This window comes from Paenibacillus sp. FSL M7-0656 (assembly GCF_038003225.1).
Lineage (GTDB): Bacteria > Bacillota > Bacilli > Paenibacillales > Paenibacillaceae > Paenibacillus > Paenibacillus amylolyticus.
In genome coordinates this window covers 2,817,961-2,835,661 of record NZ_JBBOOT010000001.1, presented here as the reverse complement: position 1 = coordinate 2,835,661, position 17,701 = coordinate 2,817,961, and the positions used below count along the sequence as shown (strand labels likewise).

The window sequence follows — 17,701 nt, the reverse complement described above, 5'->3', positions numbered from 1 at the left end:
TAACGAACCTGGGACACCTTATTGTGCCGATTATTGTTATATTAGAAATTTAACGAATCGGAGACACGTTATCCTGGCAAAAAGATGGATGAATCTCGGGAAAAGCATGCCCAGAGCGGAAATAAGGTGTCTAGGATTCGTTAGAATATCAGATTAACTGAAAACAGACTAATAACGTGTGCTGAGTTCGTTACAATCCACCCACCTGTGTGAAAAGTTTATTTCTCTTCCGCTTTGATTCAGCGTAGCTTCCGCTTCAACTTAAAACTCAAAACTTTCACCGTCACGTGGGATGAGCACCTGACCATCCAACTGCTCGGATGCCAGAAAAGTCGCAAGATCCGTACGAGACATCACACAATGGTTAATCGCATCCATGTGCACAGCGATGACATGAGCAGACGGCGCATGGCGCTTCACAGCGACAACGTCAGGGCCGTCCATCGTAATGGGATCACCCTCCACGAAGCGTGCACCTCCGGCATTCACGACAATAACTTCAGGCGTATATTGGCGGATGGCCTCAGCAGGTTCTTCACACCAGATCGTATCCCCCGCAATATAGGTGACAGGTTCTCCATCTGCTTCAAGTACGAAACCGGACACCTTGCCCATACGTTCACCGATTTCACCTGTGCCATGATGCCCGGATGTGCGGGCAAATCGGACAGAGTGATGCTCATGTTTTTCATCTACAGCTGTTACATTCGTGAATCCGGCACCCAGAAATACATTCTCATCCCCAGGCTGGCAGATCAGAGGAATGTCTTTGCCAAGTTGTTTCGCCGCGGATTCATCCCAGTGGTCCACATGGGTGTGTGTCACAATCAACAGATCCGGATTCAGATAATCCGTTTCGGTTTCGGGCAGACCGACTCTCGGGTTACGTAGCTCATTCGGTGTGTTCGGGAATGCAGGCATGACTTCGACGTCCATCAACATCGGATCAACGAGAATGTTCAGCCCTCCGTATTCCAGCCACAGTGTAGCATTGCGAATCAATTGAATTTTCATTATATTTGCACTCCTTCGAGTTGTTTAATAGTATTACCCTATATGGTATACAACCCGTTTAACGGCGTACATAACATGATGAATGGAATTAGGCCACGCTAATTTCACCGTGAAAGGATTGCTGAAGCAAGATGAATGAAATGATAGATGACACGGATATACGTATTTTGCAGATTCTGATTCAGGATGCCAAACGTTCTCACAAAGAGATCGGTGAAGAGGTTCATCTCACGGGACAGGCCGTTGGTGCAAGAGTGCGCAAGCTGCAAGATCTGGGTGTAATCGAAGGGTACACGGTAAAATGGAACCCGGAACGCCTTGGCCTCGGCCTACAGGCCTTTGTCACAGTTTTCTTGAACTCCGGCGACAGACATGCTGCCTTTCGTACATTCATTGCTGAACGTGAGGACATCGTTGAAGTCCATCGCGTCAGTGGAGAAGGCTGCTATCTGATGCGGGTGCAGACTGGCACCACAGAGCAGCTTGGCCAACTGCTTGAAGCGTTGTTACCTTACGGCAATTACAAAGTCAGCCTGTCCATAGGTGTTGAGAAATCACAGTGATATGCGGGGAACTTGCCCTCATCCATCCCGGTACTCAACGATCCAGTTTCTGTTCCTGCAAAGTCTCCTGAAGTAAGGACACCGCCTGGTTCAGCTCTTTTTTGCTCAGCAGATGATCTGTCTGAATATGAGACCGTGTGCCGTCCTTTAAGTACAGGACAAACATGGGAGAAGCAGACAGGAGCCACTTGCTGCGGGCAGGTGAGGCAAGTTCGACTTTGCGAATCTGGCTCCAAGCAATCTTCCGTTTGCCCGTGCTCAACGCATCATCATCCCAGGATAACAACACGGCAGGGGTTCGGGTTAGTCGTGACACAAACATGAAGAATAGCGGTCCGATCAACCACATACCCAGCACGGCTGCAATGGAATAGTATATCGTCTCCAGTCTTTCGGCTTGTCCGTCCACGATGATCCATAATAAGCTCACGCATAAGAGAAGGAACAGGAAGCATAGACTTCCCTTCCATAGAGCTGTGCTGCGTTGGTAACGAATCTGCTGATGGTCACGCTTGGGTGTTTCGGGTTGTTGCATAGATGTTCCTCCTAATTAACAATGCTGATCGATATGCCAAACGTGCCGCCTGCATAAGCAGAGCGGCATGTTCAACGTTCTGTATTTACTATAACTCAGGTTCATTACCCTGATATAGCTGAATTTTTACCTGCATCACGCGCATGGGTGTACAAGTCTGCATATACACCTTTGGCTGTGATTAGTTCCTGGTGCGGTCCTTCCTCCACAATCTCACCATTTTCCATCACCAGAATTCGATCGGCATGCATCACCGTAGACAGGCGATGAGCAATGACAATGGTGGTGCGTCCCTGGGATATCGATTCCAGCGCCTGCTGCACAAGCTGTTCCGTGTGTGAGTCCAGATTGGCGGTTGCCTCATCCAGGATGAGCACTCGGGGTTGGAACACCACGATCCGGGCAAATGAAATCAACTGCCGCTCCCCAGCGGATAGTCCGCTTCCGCGTTCGGATAGATGTGTATCATATCCGTGAGGCAAACGTGAAATCATCGCATGTGCCCCGACAAACCGGCAGGCCTCAATTGCCTGCTCTCGCGTAATATCCTCACGAAACATTCTCACATTATCAATAATGGAACCGGAGAACAGGAAGGGTTCCTGTTGAATCAGACCCACGATCCGATGAAGCTTAGCCTGCGGCAGATGCCGGATATCGGTACCGTCAATCTCGATACTGCCCTTGTCTACATCATAGAAGCGATTGAGCAGGGAGATCAGTGTGCTTTTACCAGCGCCTGTTGTTCCCACGATACCTACCATTTCACCCGGATAGAGGTGCAGGTTCATCTGTTGGATCAAAGGCCGGTCTGCCCGATAACCAAACGACACATCATTAAAATCAATCTGACCCATCACATTTTTTGGTTCCAGCAAGGAAGCCATACCGGGTTTGGGATCGGCAACTTCAGGCTGTGTATTCAGAATGTTCCAGATGCGATCCATTGATACGGTCGTGGACTGGAATGTATTCCATTGCATCGTAATCTGGTTAATCGGTTGAAAGAACTGACGAATATAGCTGATAAACGCATACAATACCCCGACTTGCAGGGACTCACCCAGTACAGCGCGACCTCCAAGCCAGACCATCATAACCAGTGCCGCATTGCCAAGGATATCAAACGTCCGGTTGAAGATAACATTGGAGCGGGCTTGAGCAATGTTGGCTTTCAGGTGAAGTGCGTTCTGTTCCGAGAAACGTTTCTTCTGTTCTTCCTCTTGGTGAAAAGCCTGAATCAGAAACATACCGGACAGGTTCTCCGCCGTAAATGCGATCAGACGGGAAAGACGCGTACGGGCATTTTGATAAGCTTTTCGCAGTCGACTACGGAATAATACCGCAACCACCGCAATGACAGGCAGAACGATCAGGGAGTATGTCGCCAGCACAGGATCAAGTTGGAACATAAAGACGATAATGAGCACCAGCATCATACCATCCCGAATCAGACTGAGCAGTACTTGAGTGAAAAAGCTGCTGATGGTCTCCGTATCACTGGATACGTTCGTGACCAGACTGCCGATATGAAAACGGTCAAAGAAGGACATGGACATCTTGGAGATATGCTTGAACAGGTCCTTTCTGATCCGGGATACAATGTTCTGACCCACATGCTGCAACAGATTATTCTGGATATAGGTAAAAATAAAACTGATGACAGCCAGCCCAAGAAAGATGGCTGCGAGCTGAACGAGAAAGCCCACACTGGTCTGGCCCACGGCCAGATGATCATCGATGGCGATCTTCACCAGATAGGGTTGCAGCAGATCTGCCGATATGCCGAGCAGTGAGCAGAAGAAGATACCGGCAAAAGCCCATTTATGCGGTTTGGCGTATGCCATCATGGCCTTAAACGAAGTTCGTTTACTCTGATCGGCCTCTGCATCTGGGTGAAGTTCAGCGTTAGTGTTAGACATGATGTAATCCCTCCTCCTGCAAACGGTAGGTGGCCGCATATAACCCCTTGGCAGCCATCAACTGCGCATGTGTTCCCTGTTCAGCGACTCGCCCTTCATCCAGAACGATAATATCGTCCGCATGACGGACCGCGCTGATGCGATGAGAGATGATTAATGTAGTCTTGCCCTTGCCAATCTCGCGCAAACTGCGCAGAATACCACTCTCGGTGACGGCATCAACCGCGCTCATACTGTCATCCAGAATAAGTAACTGTGCTTGTTTGATCAGTCCTCTTGCAAGGCTGGTTCGCTGACGTTGTCCACCAGACAGGGTGAGTCCACGTTCGCCAAGCAGTGTATCGAAGCGATCAGGAAAACGGACAATATTATCATAGATCATGGCTTGCCGTGCACTATGTTCCACTGTATCCAGCGATACTTCCCGGTCGCTAAATGCGATGTTATCTCGGATGGTGGTACTAAACAGGAATCCATCCTGAGGGACATAGGCGATGCGCGATCTTAGACTTTCCAGCGACAGCTGCCGAATATCGGTACCATTGATGCGAATTGTTCCTTCAGGTGGTTCATATGTACGCAGCAATAGCTTAACGAGGGTGCTTTTACCTGAGCCGGTCTTGCCTACAATACCGACCGTTCGCCCGGCACGGATATTGAGTTGAATGTTTTGGAGAGCAGGAGATGAACTGCCAGGATAGGAGAAGGTTAGATTCTCCATGGTGATATCTTGTACGGTTTGGAGCGCTGTGGCTTCAGGAAGTTCACGTACATCTGCTACTTCGCTGAGCAGGTCATTCACCCGCTCCAGTGATGCGCCTGAGCGCTGAACGGTATTAATAACATTGCCGATCTGTTGAAGCGGTCCCATAATAATGCGCAGATATAAGGTTAAGGCGACAAAACTCCCGAGTGTAATAGAATTCTGCATGGTCATAATACCTCCGACAAGCAGAGAAACGACCAATGAGATGGCTCCCAGCAGCGGGAGCAATGCTTGAAACAACGAAGACAGACGAACGAGTCGAAGCTGTTTGCTCTTGATCTCATCGACGGTGGTTCCAAAGCGTGCACGAGCACTGTCTTCGATGGCAAACGTCTTGGTTACGCGAATGCCACCCAGCTGCTCTTCCGCCGATTCCGTCATGGTTGCAAGAGCTTCCTGCACGTCGCGAGAGCGCTTGCGAATCCGCGGACCAAAAAACACGACCAGAAATGGGATCGCCAGCAAAGGGACAACACTGATTAAAATGAGCGTCAACGGAATCCCGCTAAGTAGCATCATGACAATGCAGGACAACAGCAGGAAGGTGGCATTGGTCATGAGTGTCACACCATTGGATATCGCTTCACGTACGGAAGTAACGTCATTCATGACATAACTGAGGAGTTTTCCGTTCCCCTGTTTGGAGAAATAATGTTCGCTAAGTTCGGAAAACTTACTGAATATACGCTCACGCGTCATGAATTCGAAGCGTCGACCGAGCTTCATAATCATGAATTGCCCGGTACCGAACAGCAGATTATACCCGATGGCAATAGCTAGAAGGGACAGGCTGTACCTTACGACCGTCTGCATCTGAAGCGTGTTCTGCATCAACTGATCCGTGAAGCTGCCGAGTATGCGGGGCAAGGATGCTTGCCCGACATTGGAGGCAATAATCAGAAGAACAGCAACCAGATAAACAGGCCAGTTCGACACAACATAACCGCGAAGTAATCCTTTCTTGGACATAAGCGTTGTTCTCCTTTTGTTATAGGTGAAGTCAGTTCAGCAGGTGGAGTCAAGAAAAGGGCCGACACCTGTTATTAGCGCGTCGTGCCCTCTTACTGTATGCGATCCAGTTCGTTGTTTATCCGTCATCCGATAGATTTCTCTATTCTTATTTTTGCGCTAATCCGATGGGATGTCAACGAAGCCACTTAGCAAAAAGCAGGTGATTTAGATTATCGGCGTTGGAGAAGGGTTCTATGCCGTGTTCTCGTGTTGTATTCACCAGATGTCGAAATTACTGAAACATTTTCTAAGGATGCCCCGTCTGTAGGAATGAAGAGGTAAAAAATAGGCTTTACTAATCATATGGAGGTGCCAGGAAATGAAACATAAAAAAGGTTTGGCTGCAACACTTGCGCTCTGCGTTTCTTTGACAGCAGGAGGTGCATCGGTATTTGCTTTCACAGATGTGAAGGATGAAGGTCAGAAGTCGATTGTGGATTCATTGAAATCAAAAGGTATTGTTAGCGGAGTAACAGCGGATCTGTTCCGTCCAGATCTTGCATTGTCCGAGCCACAGGGTGTTCAACTGATTGTGAATGCATTTGGTCTGAAAAATGAATTTGCGGAAGCATCCGCTCAGAATAAAATCAGTCCGGATACGTGGTATGCCGATGCGGTGCAGGCCGCTACTCAGAATGGACTGTCCATTCCGGTTGAAGTGAACCCGCAGGGCAAGATGACACGTGAACTGTTTGTCATTTTGCTGAATGAAGGGATTAACACAACCGGGAATTATCCGGTCATCATGAAGTATAATCTTGTTAAGGACGAAAATAAAATCGGTAAGGACGCCATATCTGCAGTCCAGAACCTGCTGAACATGAACATCATTGAACTGGATAAGGACGGTAACTTCCGTCCAGATCAGTCGCTTACCCGTATGGAGGCTGCAAGCATGATCTTTAATGCACTTGAATTTGTGGATAAACACGGCAATGGCGGCTCAGCAGAGCCAACTCCAACCAATCCAGGTGAAGGCCAACAAGCGATTGTACCTGAAGTAACAACGACAAAGGTTGATGACAAAACAACCAAAGTTAAACTCAGTGCTGAAATGCCGCATCCTGGTTATGGATTGAAGATTGATGATGTGAAATTGGAGAAGGATGGACGCGCTATCGTGCTCTATTCCATTATTCAACCTGATCCAGACATGATGTATCCGATGGTTATCACCAATGTGACTGCAGAAACGGATATCCCAACAGGGTATACAGCAGAAGCTCAACCTTCTGGTAAGTAAATTCACTGCAAACCCTACAAACTGAACATGGTTAAAACGGATGTGTATCTTCCAAACCACTCTCCATACATGTATGGAGAGTGGTTTTTTATTTGAGTTGAAACTGTACACAGGTTTTCATATGATTATTTATATTACATGTAGTGTAATTAATCCTGTCGCTTTTTTATAAAGAAATGGATATCTACTTAGGATGTAAAGCCAGTTCGTGTTAGCGGAATGGCTTTTTTTAATGGTCTTTTCCGAAATATCTACTGTTTTCAGATTCCACACCTTGTGCAAAATTTACATATATGACTCCAAATTACTAGTGTTTATAAGCGTTTATGTATCCTGAAGGCAAAGATAAAAACAACATATATACGAAAGAGGGAGGAGAAATATAGAATAAAGGCAAGCCATTACAGGCTTGTAGTTTGCGAGAGATGTATGATAGATAATATTACATTGTATCACGTCGGTAAAACCTTGAAACCTGCAAACCTTAGAATTCAGTATGATGGCTGTAGACATCAATACCGTGTCCCATGCGTATATGTGGGTTTTGACTTTAAGGTCTGTTTTCTAACCTAAGTTCGGATCTGACATCTTTCAAGTTGATGTGATGAAACTCTCAATGACAACTACAGGAGGGAAATAGGTCAAATTCTACATGTTTTATACCCGCGAAATGACAATGACAAGCTGGCAACAAAAGTGTAAACCCCTGTTGTAACAGTATATTCCGTGATTTTAGAAGTGAAGATGGAAATGGCATATTTACGGATTCGAAAATGATCCATAAACTCAGTATGTAAGCGTTACCAATTAAGAGGGGGAACAGAGCCGCTCGTTATGGAGACGCGGTTCGGAACTCCTTCTTATATTAAAACAGGAGTGCTTCGCTCTTCCTCACAAACGGCCGGATTTTCATTAGAAAAGGAGGAAACAACTGATGCAGCTAAATGGGGAGTCTCCCTCGACGCAAAACTTAACGGTAAACACGATTCCGAATAGCAAGAAAAATAAATTATGGAGAAGGACGATTCGGAACTGGGAGTTGTATCTGTTTATTGCGCCAGCCTTTTTATACTTTCTGATATTCCATTATGGTCCGATGTACGGCATACAAATTGCATTTAAAAACTTTATCCCAACGCTTGGTGTCACAGGAAGCCCATGGGTCGGATTCGATCATTTCATCCGTTTCTTCAATTCGTATTATTTCTGGGATTTACTATGGAATACCCTTAGCATCAGCTTGTATGAGCTGGCTATAGGTTTTCCACTGCCGATTATTCTGGCGTTATCGTTCAATGAAGTGAAGGATTCCTTCTTCAAGCGTACTGTGCAGACCGTCACGTATGCACCGCATTTCATTTCGGTCGTGGTGATGTCGGGGATGATCATTACCTTTTTATCACCCTCGTCAGGCATGATTGTCAATTTGGTACAGGCCCTTGGATTCCAGGCACCTCAATTCCTGACGGACCCTGCGTGGTTCAAAACAGTGTATGTACTGTCAGGAGTCTGGCAAAGTGCAGGCTGGGGCACCATTATATACCTTGCCGCTCTATCGGGTGTGGACCCGCAACTGCATGAAGCGGCTGTGGTGGATGGTGCGAGCCGTTTCAAACGGATTTTGCATATTAACATTCCAGCGATCATCCCTACGATCACCATCTTGTTAATTCTGAATATGGGCAGTATTCTGGGCGTCGGATTCGAGAAAATCCTGCTGCTGCAAAATCCGCTGAACATGGGCTCGTCCGATGTCATCTCAACATTTGTCTATCGGTCCGGTCTGGTTGATGCGCAGTACAGTTTCTCTACGGCGGTGGGATTGTTCAACTCCGTAGTGAATGCGATTCTGCTTATTACCGTGAATCAGATTGCACGCCGCACCAGTGAAAACAGCCTGTGGTAAAAGGAGGGAATACACATGTCATCCGCTGTGAAAGAAAGCAGAAGTGATAAATTGTTCTTATTGTGCAATTACATCTATCTGACGGTAGCGCTCGTCATTGTGCTGTATCCGCTGTTATACATCATCAGTGCTTCAATCAGTGATCCCAAATATGTAGCCTCTGGTGAGATGTGGCTACTGCCAAAAGGGATTACGTTTGAAGGTTACGCCCGGGTGTTTGAGAACACCAACATCTGGATGGGGTACAAAAATACGATTATCTATACCGTTGTAGGCACCATCGTTAACCTGATTGTTACACTACCGGCAGCCTATGCGCTCAGCCGCTCGGACTTTGTGGGACGTGGATTCTTCATGGCGATGTTTATGGTAACGATGTTCTTCGGCGGAGGGCTTGTCCCAAGTTACCTGCTGGTCAAGGATCTTGGTATGGTGAACAGCATGTGGGCACTTATTCTGCCCGGGGCTGCATCCATCTGGAATATTATCGTATGCCGGACGTTCTTCCAATCGACCATTCCCAAGGAGTTACAGGAAGCGGCGCATATTGATGGGTGTACCAACACCCGGTTGTTCATCAAGATTGTGCTCCCGCTTTCGATGCCAATCATTGCAGTGATGGCGCTCTTCTATGGAGTCGGACACTGGAACAGCTATTTTAGTGCCATGATCTATCTGAATGATTCTTCCAAGTACCCGCTGCAGCTCTTTCTGCGCCAGATTCTGGTGCTTCAAGAAATGGCGGCTCAAGGGGGAGGCGCTATCGATACGTCTTCAGCCACGGCGATGAATACCAAAGCGGAGATCGCTGCACTGGTTAAATATGCCGTCATTATTGTTGCCACCCTACCTGTCATTGCGGTGTATCCATTCCTCCAGCGTTACTTTGTACAGGGTGTTATGATCGGTTCCGTTAAGGGATGATCTTAATCCATATACCACATTAAACAAGGGGAGTTGTTGTTATGAAAAAGCTTCGCAAGGCTTCATCCATTACACTCTGTCTCACCTTATTCGCAACATTGCTTGCAGCTTGTGGTTCAACCAATGAAGATGGAGGCACGACCTCCAAAGTAGAGGGGGTCAAAAAGGAAGGTTTCCCCATTGTAGACAAAACGCTAACGTTGAAGGTCATGTCCCAGGATGCGGGCGTAGCCGATTGGAGCACCATGCCTGTGCTTCAAGAAATGGAGAAACTGTCGGGCATCAAGCTGGAGTACCAGCTCTCACCAATCGACAGCTTTGAAACGAAGAAAAATCTGGTTTTCGCGAGCGGAGACTTGCCGGATATGTTCTATGCTGCGGACCTCAAGCCAGCCGAGCAGGTGACTTATGGCAGCCAGGGCATCCTGATCCCGTTGGAAAAATACATTGACGAAGGTTACGCCCCAAATATCAAAAAGATTCTCGATGAGAACCCGGATGTCCGCAAATCATTTACAACACCTGATGGGCATATGTATGCACTCCCATTCATTGATAAAGCGGCCGTGTGGTATAGAGGCCCAATGTGGTATAACGGGGAATTCTTGAAGGCACTTAACGTAGAAGAGCCCAAGACTACGGAAGAATTGTATACGTATCTCAAGCGTGTAAAAGAAGAAGATCCCAATGGCAATGGCCAGCAAGATGAAATTCCGCTTACTTCTGTAAAACTTGATGATCTTCGCATGTTTTTCTTCGGCTTCTGGGGAATGTACAACGAAGGCATCTATTCCGATAAGGACGGTAAAGTTCACTATCCTTATCAAGAAGAAGGTTACAAAGGTTATCTTATATTCATGAACCGCTTGTGGAAGGAAGACTTGCTGGATCATGAGACCTTCTCTCAAACAGGTGATCAGAAAAAAGCTAAAGGTGAAAGCAACAAACTTGCACTGTTCAACGATTACCATCCATACTTCACACTCGGTGGTGAACCTAGCACGGATCATCCGCTAATGACACCCGTGAAGAGCGAGGTGGCAGACTCTCCAGTATATGGCAAGCATCCGGGCATGTCGGCTCGCAGTACCTTTGCTATTACAAGCAGCAACCCGTCACCCGAGGCGACGATGCGATGGATCGATTACTTATACAGTTATGACGGTGCGACACTGTTCAATCAAGGTCCGGAAGGTGTGCTGTGGAAATTCAAAGACAAGGAAAATCATGTTAAAGAGTGGCTCCCCGTTCCTGGCGGCGGGGATCGTGAGGAATACCGGGGTAAAATCACGCCGAACTTTGGTATCTTGACACCGGGTATTAATGATCCGGATGTAGCGAAGGGTCTTCGCACCGAATTTGATGAGTGGATTGACACGCAAAATCAAGAGAAGTTGGTACCTATCGGAAAAGCACCATTTCCTAACGTTTATTTGACAAATGAAGAGCAAAGCGAAGCAACCGCTCTATTGTCTGACTTGGATACGTACGTTAAACAGATGGAAGCGAAGTTTGTGACCAGCCAGGAACCACTTGAGAACTGGGATAAGTACATTGCACAGATGGAGAAAATGGGCAGTGACCGTATCATCGAACTGTATCAGGGGGCATATGACCGCTGGAATTCGGGGCAATAAAGCCTATCGAGGTACATCCCATGCAGAAAGAGAGCAGTTAGCTTCAATATTGTTAGCTGCATTAAATTTTTCGCATATAAGAATTCTCGCGGGAGGTGTGAACCGTTATGCAGAAATGGTTTGAAGAAGCCAAACTGGGGATATTCATCCACTATGGCATCTATGCGGTGGACGGGGTTGCGGAATCCTGGTCCTTCTATAATGGCAGGATATCCTATGAAGAATATATGAAACAGTTGGATGGTTTTACGGCATCGGAATTCAATGCGGAGAAGTGGGCGGAATTGATTGAGAAGTCTGGTGCCCGGTATGCCGTATTAACAACGAAGCATCATGACGGCGTTGCTCTATGGGATACGCAATATAGTGATCTCAATGTTGTCAAACAGACACCAGCGAATCGGGACATCGTGAAGGAATATGCGGAAGCGATTCGGGAAAAGGGCATTCATCTGGGGATGTATTACTCACTCATTGATTGGTCACACCCGGATTATCCTAGCGTGTATGAAGGTGGAAAAGTGCCTGAGGATCTCAGCAGTGTCAACCGGCACTCAAGTCCTGTGGACGGCGTTCAAGATCAGGAAAAGTGGCAGAAGTTCCTGCAATTCAATAACCATCAACTGGAAGAGGTTTTAACAAATTACGGAAAGGTGGATCTGCTGTGGTTTGATGGGGACTGGGAACGGAGTGCCGAGCAGTGGAATCTGCCGGAGTTCAAGCATTATCTGCAATCTTTTAACCCGGATATCATCATCAACTCCCGCCTTCAAGGTTATGGGGATTACAAAACGCCTGAGCAAGGCATTCCGATCACAAGACCGGAGGGACCCTGGGAATTCTGCACCACGATCAATAGATCTTGGGGTTATGTGCCAACAGATCATAAATACAAATCGTTAAATCAGATCATTCGAATGTTCTGTGACTGCATTTCGATGGGCGGTAATATGTTGCTGGATATCGGTCCGCGTGAAGATGGCACCATCGATCAGAGGCAGGAGGATATTCTGCTTGGACTGGGAGCTTGGATCCGAACCCATGAAGAGGCCGTCTTTGGTACGGGTGAAGGCATTATGCCTCGCTATTATCTGGGGGGAAGCACCGTATCCGAGGATCGAAAGACGCTGTACCTGTTTGTGTATGACGATCCAAAAGAGAATGTGTGCATCAAGGGTCTCTGCAATCCGATCAAGAAAATTACCGTGTTGCATTCGGGCAAAGAGCTGAATCATGAGATTCATGGGGGCGTGCCTTGGTTCAATATCCCGGGGACAACGTGGATCAAGATGACCCCGGAGGACACGCATGAACAGGTGACCGTTCTTAAGCTCGAATTCGATGAGGAGCTGGAAATGTACGGCGGCTCTGGAGCCGTTGTCACCCATAACTAACCATTACGGGGAGGGCGTGTGCTGGTAGATGCATGCCCTCCCTTACGAATTGGAGAGAGTGACATGAACAGAAGTGGAGTACCAGAACCCAGGATTGAGTATGCTCCCAAACATTATATATGCAAGCGTGCGCAGGAACCATTGGTGTTAGACGGTCGTGTGGATAAGGCATTTTGGAATGCGGCTCATTGGACGGAGGATTTCGTTGATATCGAAGGGGATCTTCGTCCGAAGCCAGAGAAACAGACACGGGTAAAAATGCTGTGGGATGACGACTATTTCTATTTTGCTGCCGAGCTGATTGAAGATCAGATCTGGGCTACCCTGACTGAACGTGATTCCGTTATTTTTTATGACAATGACTTCGAGATTTTTATTGATCCCGACGGGGATTCCCATCAATATTATGAGTTCGAGATCAATGCGCTCAATACGGTATGGGACCTGTTATTAGTGAAGCCTTATCGGGATGGTGGGCCTCCGGTTAACGGTTGGGACATCAGTGGTCTCAAGACGGCCGTATATATCGATGGGGAACTAAACAGACCTGGTGCAGAGAACCGGAAATGGAGCGTGGAAGTCGCGATTCCCTGGGCCAGTCTAAAGGAATGTGCCGAAGGAAACCGTCCACCTGAGCCGGGTGAGTTCTGGCGTGTCAACTTCTCGCGTGTGGAGTGGCAAACCGAGGTACAGGACGGTGAGTACCGCAAGGTGCTGAATCCAGATACGGGTAAACCTTATCCGGAGGACAACTGGGTTTGGTCACCTATGGGTATTATCAACATGCATTACCCGGAGTTATGGGGTTATGTTGTATTCTCGGATGACGGAACGGATCAGTCGTTTGAGTTGCCTGAAGACGAACGAATCAAATGGGAGCTTCGCAAGCTCTACTACCGTGAACGTAATTATTATGAAACCCATGGTGAATTTACACAGGATGTGAAGCTGCTTATGGGTGAGGAATCGTGGAGCTGTGAGCCTGTTATTGAAACGACTCGTAGCCTTTTCCAGATTACTGCGCCGTCTTCGGACGGAACGGCCTTGATCTGTATTCGGGAAGACGGAAAGCTGTGGAAGGAGTGAGAACACAATGACCAGCCAAACCTTGGTATTTTCCCTTGATGCACAGTCATTGGAGAGGATCGAGCAGAAGTTCCAGGAGAAGGTGCGTTTTGCAGAGGCCCGCAAATCGGAATTGTTTCATGTTTTTCAGCAGGAGCTAACGCAAGAAGAGGCATGGGCGTTGAAGTATGTCTATGCCTATATGCCGGTAAACGACATGGCTGATTATAACGGGGACTTGTTCTTGAGTCATGTGCGCCGGGCTTTGGATACCCGCAAACGTGTGCCTTGGGGAGATCGAGTTCCTGATCATCTGTTCCTTCATTTTGTGCTGCCTTATCGGGTAAATACGGAAAATATTGAAGATTACCGCGGCTTGATGTATGGCGAATTAGTCGAGCGGACTACGAACTTATCCATGGCAGATGCAATCTTGGAGACCAATTACTGGTGTCATGAAAAAGCGACCTATATAGGCAGCGATCTGCGCACGATATCACCGCTGACGATGATCCGAAATGCTCGTGGCCGATGCGGCGAAGAATCCACGCTGGCAGTGGCCGCTCTTCGCAGCATCGGTATACCTGCCCGCCAGGTCTACACACCGCGCTGGGCTCACTGTGACAGTAACCATGCTTGGGTAGAAGCCTGGGCAGATGGTCAATGGTATTACATCGGGGCATGCGAGCCTGAAGCCCGTCTGAACCAAGGGTGGTTCAGTCCGCCAGCCCGCAGGGCCATGCTGATTAATACGAGGATCTATGCCGACTATCCCGGACCAGAGGATATTACGCTCTCCGAAAAGGGATTTACGGAAATTAATTTACTTGAGAACTATGCGCCCACACGTAACATCTATGTGAAGGTGAAAAATGGACAGGGAGAGCCCGTACCCGGCGCGAGTGTCCGCTTTGAGTTGTACAATACGGCTGAATTCTATCCGATTGCCGAGATTAGGACGGATGCACAAGGGGAAGCAACCTTTAAGACTGGCTGTGGTGACCTTTTGATTCGTGCGGTTAGCGGCGGCAAGTGGAGTGAGGTCCTATTCAAGGCTCAGGAAAACAAAGTTATAGAGCTAGTGCTGGACTCATCAGAGCAGCCCACAGGGATTGTAGATTTCGATATGGTTCCTCCTCTGGAAAGGGAGGGAGAGGTCATGGTTGCATTACCGGAAGAGAAAATTGAGATTCATAATCGTCGTTTGGAGGAAGGAGCGGAGACCCGGAGCGAGTATGAGGACACGTTCCTGAGTGAGGAGGAAGCTGTCTCGCTGGCTAAAAAGGTTGGACTGCCCTCGGTACGTGTATGGGATGTTCTCCGCAAGGCACGGGGGAACAGCCGGGAAATTGCAGCTTTTCTAGAGGAACGTTCCAATCCATACGGTGAGTGGCCGCTCCGGTTGCTGGAGTCGATGAATGAAAAAGATTTAATTGATACTTTTCGCCAGACGCTGGATGATCATCTGATTGGTGCGCTCTCGCAGCAAGGATCTTGGGCGGAGGATACGTTTGTGAGATACATCCTGTGTCCGCGGATCTCCTATGAGATGCTGGTCCCTTATCGGGGGATATTCCAGAATGCCTTTTCGGCAGATGAAGCGGCAACTTTCAGGGAGAATCCCTCGCAACTTGCCCGAATACTGGAACAGCAATATGAACACTATGAAGATCTTCCTAATCTAAAAGGTAAAGGGAATCCGATCGGGACATTTAGTCTGAAGAAGGGGGACTTTCAGTCACTGGATATTTTGTTTGTGGCTGTATGTCGCAGTTTGGGTATTCCGGCCCGATTACATCCCAGTGCACAGAAACCACAGTATCTAAGAGACAGAGGCTGGGAGGATGCAGTATTTAGTCTCACCTCACCTCTGACTCAGGAGAGCACAAGCTGGGGAATGCTCCAACTTCATAGGGATATAAAAGCTCCGCAAGATACACCTGAAGCATCTTATTTCGAGAACTTTACGTTTGCCCGTCTGGAAGATGGTGTCTACAAGACGTTGATTTATCCTTATGGCAGTACGGATGTCTATAACGAGCCATATGAGGTTGAAGCAGGCGCTTATCGCTTAACGACAGGCGTTAGGCTGAAAGATGGAACGGCAAAAGTGCGATTTGTTTACTTTACCGTGAACGCCGGAGATACCACTGAGGTTGTAATGTCTTACCGCGAGAATGAGGTTGATATTCCTGTACTGGGTAAACTGACACCAGGAAGTATGCTGACCCTTCTGGACGGTTCAGAGGTAGAACTAGAGGAACTTCTGGGATCGGAGGGTGCTATTGCTGCCTGGATTGAACCGGAGCGGGAACCGACCAAACATCTGATTCGTGAACTGTGCGAGCTGGCAGAGCCGCTGGATAGGCTGGGTATACCCATCGTACTCATGATCGGAGATATGGAATGGAACGCTGCCTTTGACCCTGCTGGTTATCCAAAGCTGCCTGTACGCACGGTTTTTGTACGAGATTCCAGTTATGCTTCCTTGTCCGGCTTCAATTCGAAGCCTGCGGCTCATGAAGCAGGTTATCCACATCTGTTCGTGCTGGATACTCAGCATCAAGTTCGTTATTTGGCTTCCGGGTACAAGATTGGTACCGGGAAGGAAGCCTTGCAGATTGCTGCTGCGATATCTCAATCATCGAACAGATCGGAGTGAAGAGAGTGACGAAATATATTGCTGCGGGTTATGCTGTTGATTCAGTTCTTCCTGACATGACACATGAGGATCTCTTGAAATTAACACATCTGAACGTAGCCTTTGGACATGTCAAGAATGATGCAATAACAACCGAGCATCTAAAAAACGGTCATGTGATCCAGAACATCAAGCGGGAGCATCCAAATCTTACAGTGCTGCTGTCTGTAGGCGGATGGAGCGCAGGCGGTTTTTCCGAAGCAGCCTCAACCCAGGCGGGGAGGGACAGCATGGCTGAATCAGCGGTTAGGGCGCTGGAGGAATATCCTTTTGACGGGATCGATCTGGACTGGGAATATCCTTGTTACGGTGAAGCTGGTATCGCATCCAGCCCAGATGATAAACGGAATTTCACCTTACTTCTCAAGACGATGCGGGAGGCACTGAGTACCAAGGGAGAAGCGGATGGCCGTCATTATCTGCTCACCATTGCGGCAGGGGCTGATCAATACTACGTTGATGGTACAGAGATGGCTGAGGTGCAGCAGTACCTGGACTACGTGCAGTTGATGACCTATGATATGCGCGGCGGTTTTCAGGTTCTGACCGGACATCATACGAATCTGTACACGCCAACAGGAGATCTGTTTCGAATCAGTACGGATGCTTCCGTGAACCTGTTTGTTCGCGAAGGCGTTCCGAAGGAGAAAATTGTGATCGGTGCCGCCTTCTATTCCCGGATCTGGACTGAGGTTCCTGACCGAAACCACGGACTCCATCAAATGGCCGGCAGCACAGGCGGCTACGGTCCGTCATTTGCCGAGCTGGAAGCGAAGTACATTAACAAGAATGGTTACACCCGTTATTGGGATGAAGAAGCCTGTGCACCGTTTTTGTTTAATGGGTCCAGCCTCATATCTTATGATGATGAAGAATCGATCCAATGCAAATGTAATTACGTAAAGGATCAAGGTCTGGCCGGGATCATGTTCTGGGAGTACGCGTGTGATCCGACCCATCGTCTGCTTGGTGCAATGCATCAAGGGCTGCGGGATCTTCCGGCTGGGAGAATAGGATAAA

General features: G+C 47.9%; 13 protein-coding genes. 9 read left to right on the top strand and 4 right to left on the bottom strand.

The window, feature by feature from the left end; all coding sequences use genetic code 11:
* Window positions 1-261: 261 nt before the first annotated feature.
* Entirely contained in the window at window positions 262-1,014 is a 753-nt protein-coding gene (locus MHI01_RS12605) for an MBL fold metallo-hydrolase (RefSeq protein WP_340983242.1), read from the bottom strand.
* A gap of 131 nt (window positions 1,015-1,145) precedes the next feature.
* Between MHI01_RS12605 and MHI01_RS12600 the strand changes: the two genes are divergently transcribed.
* Window positions 1,146-1,577 carry an Lrp/AsnC family transcriptional regulator gene (locus tag MHI01_RS12600; protein ID WP_036611514.1) on the top strand — a complete coding sequence of 144 codons (432 nt, stop codon included), beginning with the start codon at window positions 1,146-1,148 and terminating at the stop codon, window positions 1,575-1,577.
* Between the two features lie 34 nt (window positions 1,578-1,611).
* On the opposite strand, the gene MHI01_RS12595 is transcribed toward MHI01_RS12600, so the two are convergent.
* The 3 genes from MHI01_RS12595 to MHI01_RS12585 all read right to left on the bottom strand — a co-directional run bounded on the left by MHI01_RS12595 (window position 1,612) and on the right by MHI01_RS12585 (window position 5,769).
* Complete coding sequence (locus MHI01_RS12595) at window positions 1,612-2,112, bottom strand: hypothetical protein (protein ID WP_340983241.1); 501 nt, start codon at window positions 2,110-2,112, stop codon at window positions 1,612-1,614.
* Window positions 2,113-2,216: 104 nt separating this feature from the next.
* Window positions 2,217-4,034 (bottom strand): ABC transporter ATP-binding protein, encoded by a 1,818-nt coding sequence (locus tag MHI01_RS12590; protein ID WP_340983240.1) that lies wholly within the window; start codon window positions 4,032-4,034, stop codon window positions 2,217-2,219.
* The gene (locus MHI01_RS12585; RefSeq protein ID WP_076214585.1) at window positions 4,027-5,769 is read right to left on the bottom strand and encodes an ABC transporter ATP-binding protein; all 1,743 of its coding nucleotides are present in this window, start codon (window positions 5,767-5,769) and stop codon (window positions 4,027-4,029) included. Before MHI01_RS12585 ends, MHI01_RS12590 begins: the two co-directional genes overlap by 8 nt.
* 361 nt (window positions 5,770-6,130) lie before the next feature.
* Here MHI01_RS12585 and MHI01_RS12580 point away from each other — a divergent pair, with 361 nt between their 5' ends.
* From MHI01_RS12580 to MHI01_RS12545, 8 genes are all read left to right on the top strand, one after another.
* Window positions 6,131-7,054 (top strand): S-layer homology domain-containing protein, encoded by a 924-nt coding sequence (locus MHI01_RS12580; RefSeq protein WP_315371906.1) that lies wholly within the window; start codon window positions 6,131-6,133, stop codon window positions 7,052-7,054.
* A 934-nt stretch (window positions 7,055-7,988) separates the two neighbouring features.
* Window positions 7,989-8,960, top strand: coding sequence for an ABC transporter permease (locus MHI01_RS12575; RefSeq protein ID WP_340983239.1), 972 nt, complete (start codon window positions 7,989-7,991; stop codon window positions 8,958-8,960).
* 15 nt (window positions 8,961-8,975) lie between these two features.
* Window positions 8,976-9,884 carry a carbohydrate ABC transporter permease gene (locus MHI01_RS12570; RefSeq protein ID WP_253506155.1) on the top strand — a complete coding sequence of 303 codons (909 nt, stop codon included), beginning with the start codon at window positions 8,976-8,978 and terminating at the stop codon, window positions 9,882-9,884.
* Between the two features lie 41 nt (window positions 9,885-9,925).
* Entirely contained in the window at window positions 9,926-11,521 is a 1,596-nt protein-coding gene (locus MHI01_RS12565) for an extracellular solute-binding protein (RefSeq protein WP_340983238.1), read from the top strand.
* 107 nt (window positions 11,522-11,628) lie between these two features.
* On the top strand, window positions 11,629-12,915 hold the full coding sequence (locus tag MHI01_RS12560) for an alpha-L-fucosidase (protein ID WP_340983237.1): 1,287 nt from the start codon (window positions 11,629-11,631) through the stop codon (window positions 12,913-12,915).
* Window positions 12,916-12,978: 63 nt separating this feature from the next.
* Entirely contained in the window at window positions 12,979-14,001 is a 1,023-nt protein-coding gene (locus tag MHI01_RS12555) for a carbohydrate-binding family 9-like protein (protein ID WP_340983236.1), read from the top strand.
* Window positions 14,002-14,008: 7 nt separating this feature from the next.
* On the top strand, window positions 14,009-16,642 hold the full coding sequence (locus tag MHI01_RS12550) for a transglutaminase domain-containing protein (protein ID WP_340983235.1): 2,634 nt from the start codon (window positions 14,009-14,011) through the stop codon (window positions 16,640-16,642).
* Between the two features lie 5 nt (window positions 16,643-16,647).
* Window positions 16,648-17,700: a glycoside hydrolase family 18 protein gene (locus MHI01_RS12545; RefSeq protein WP_340984853.1), complete on the top strand. Its 1,053-nt coding sequence runs from the start codon at window positions 16,648-16,650 to the stop codon at window positions 17,698-17,700.
* Window position 17,701: the final 1 nt, after the last annotated feature.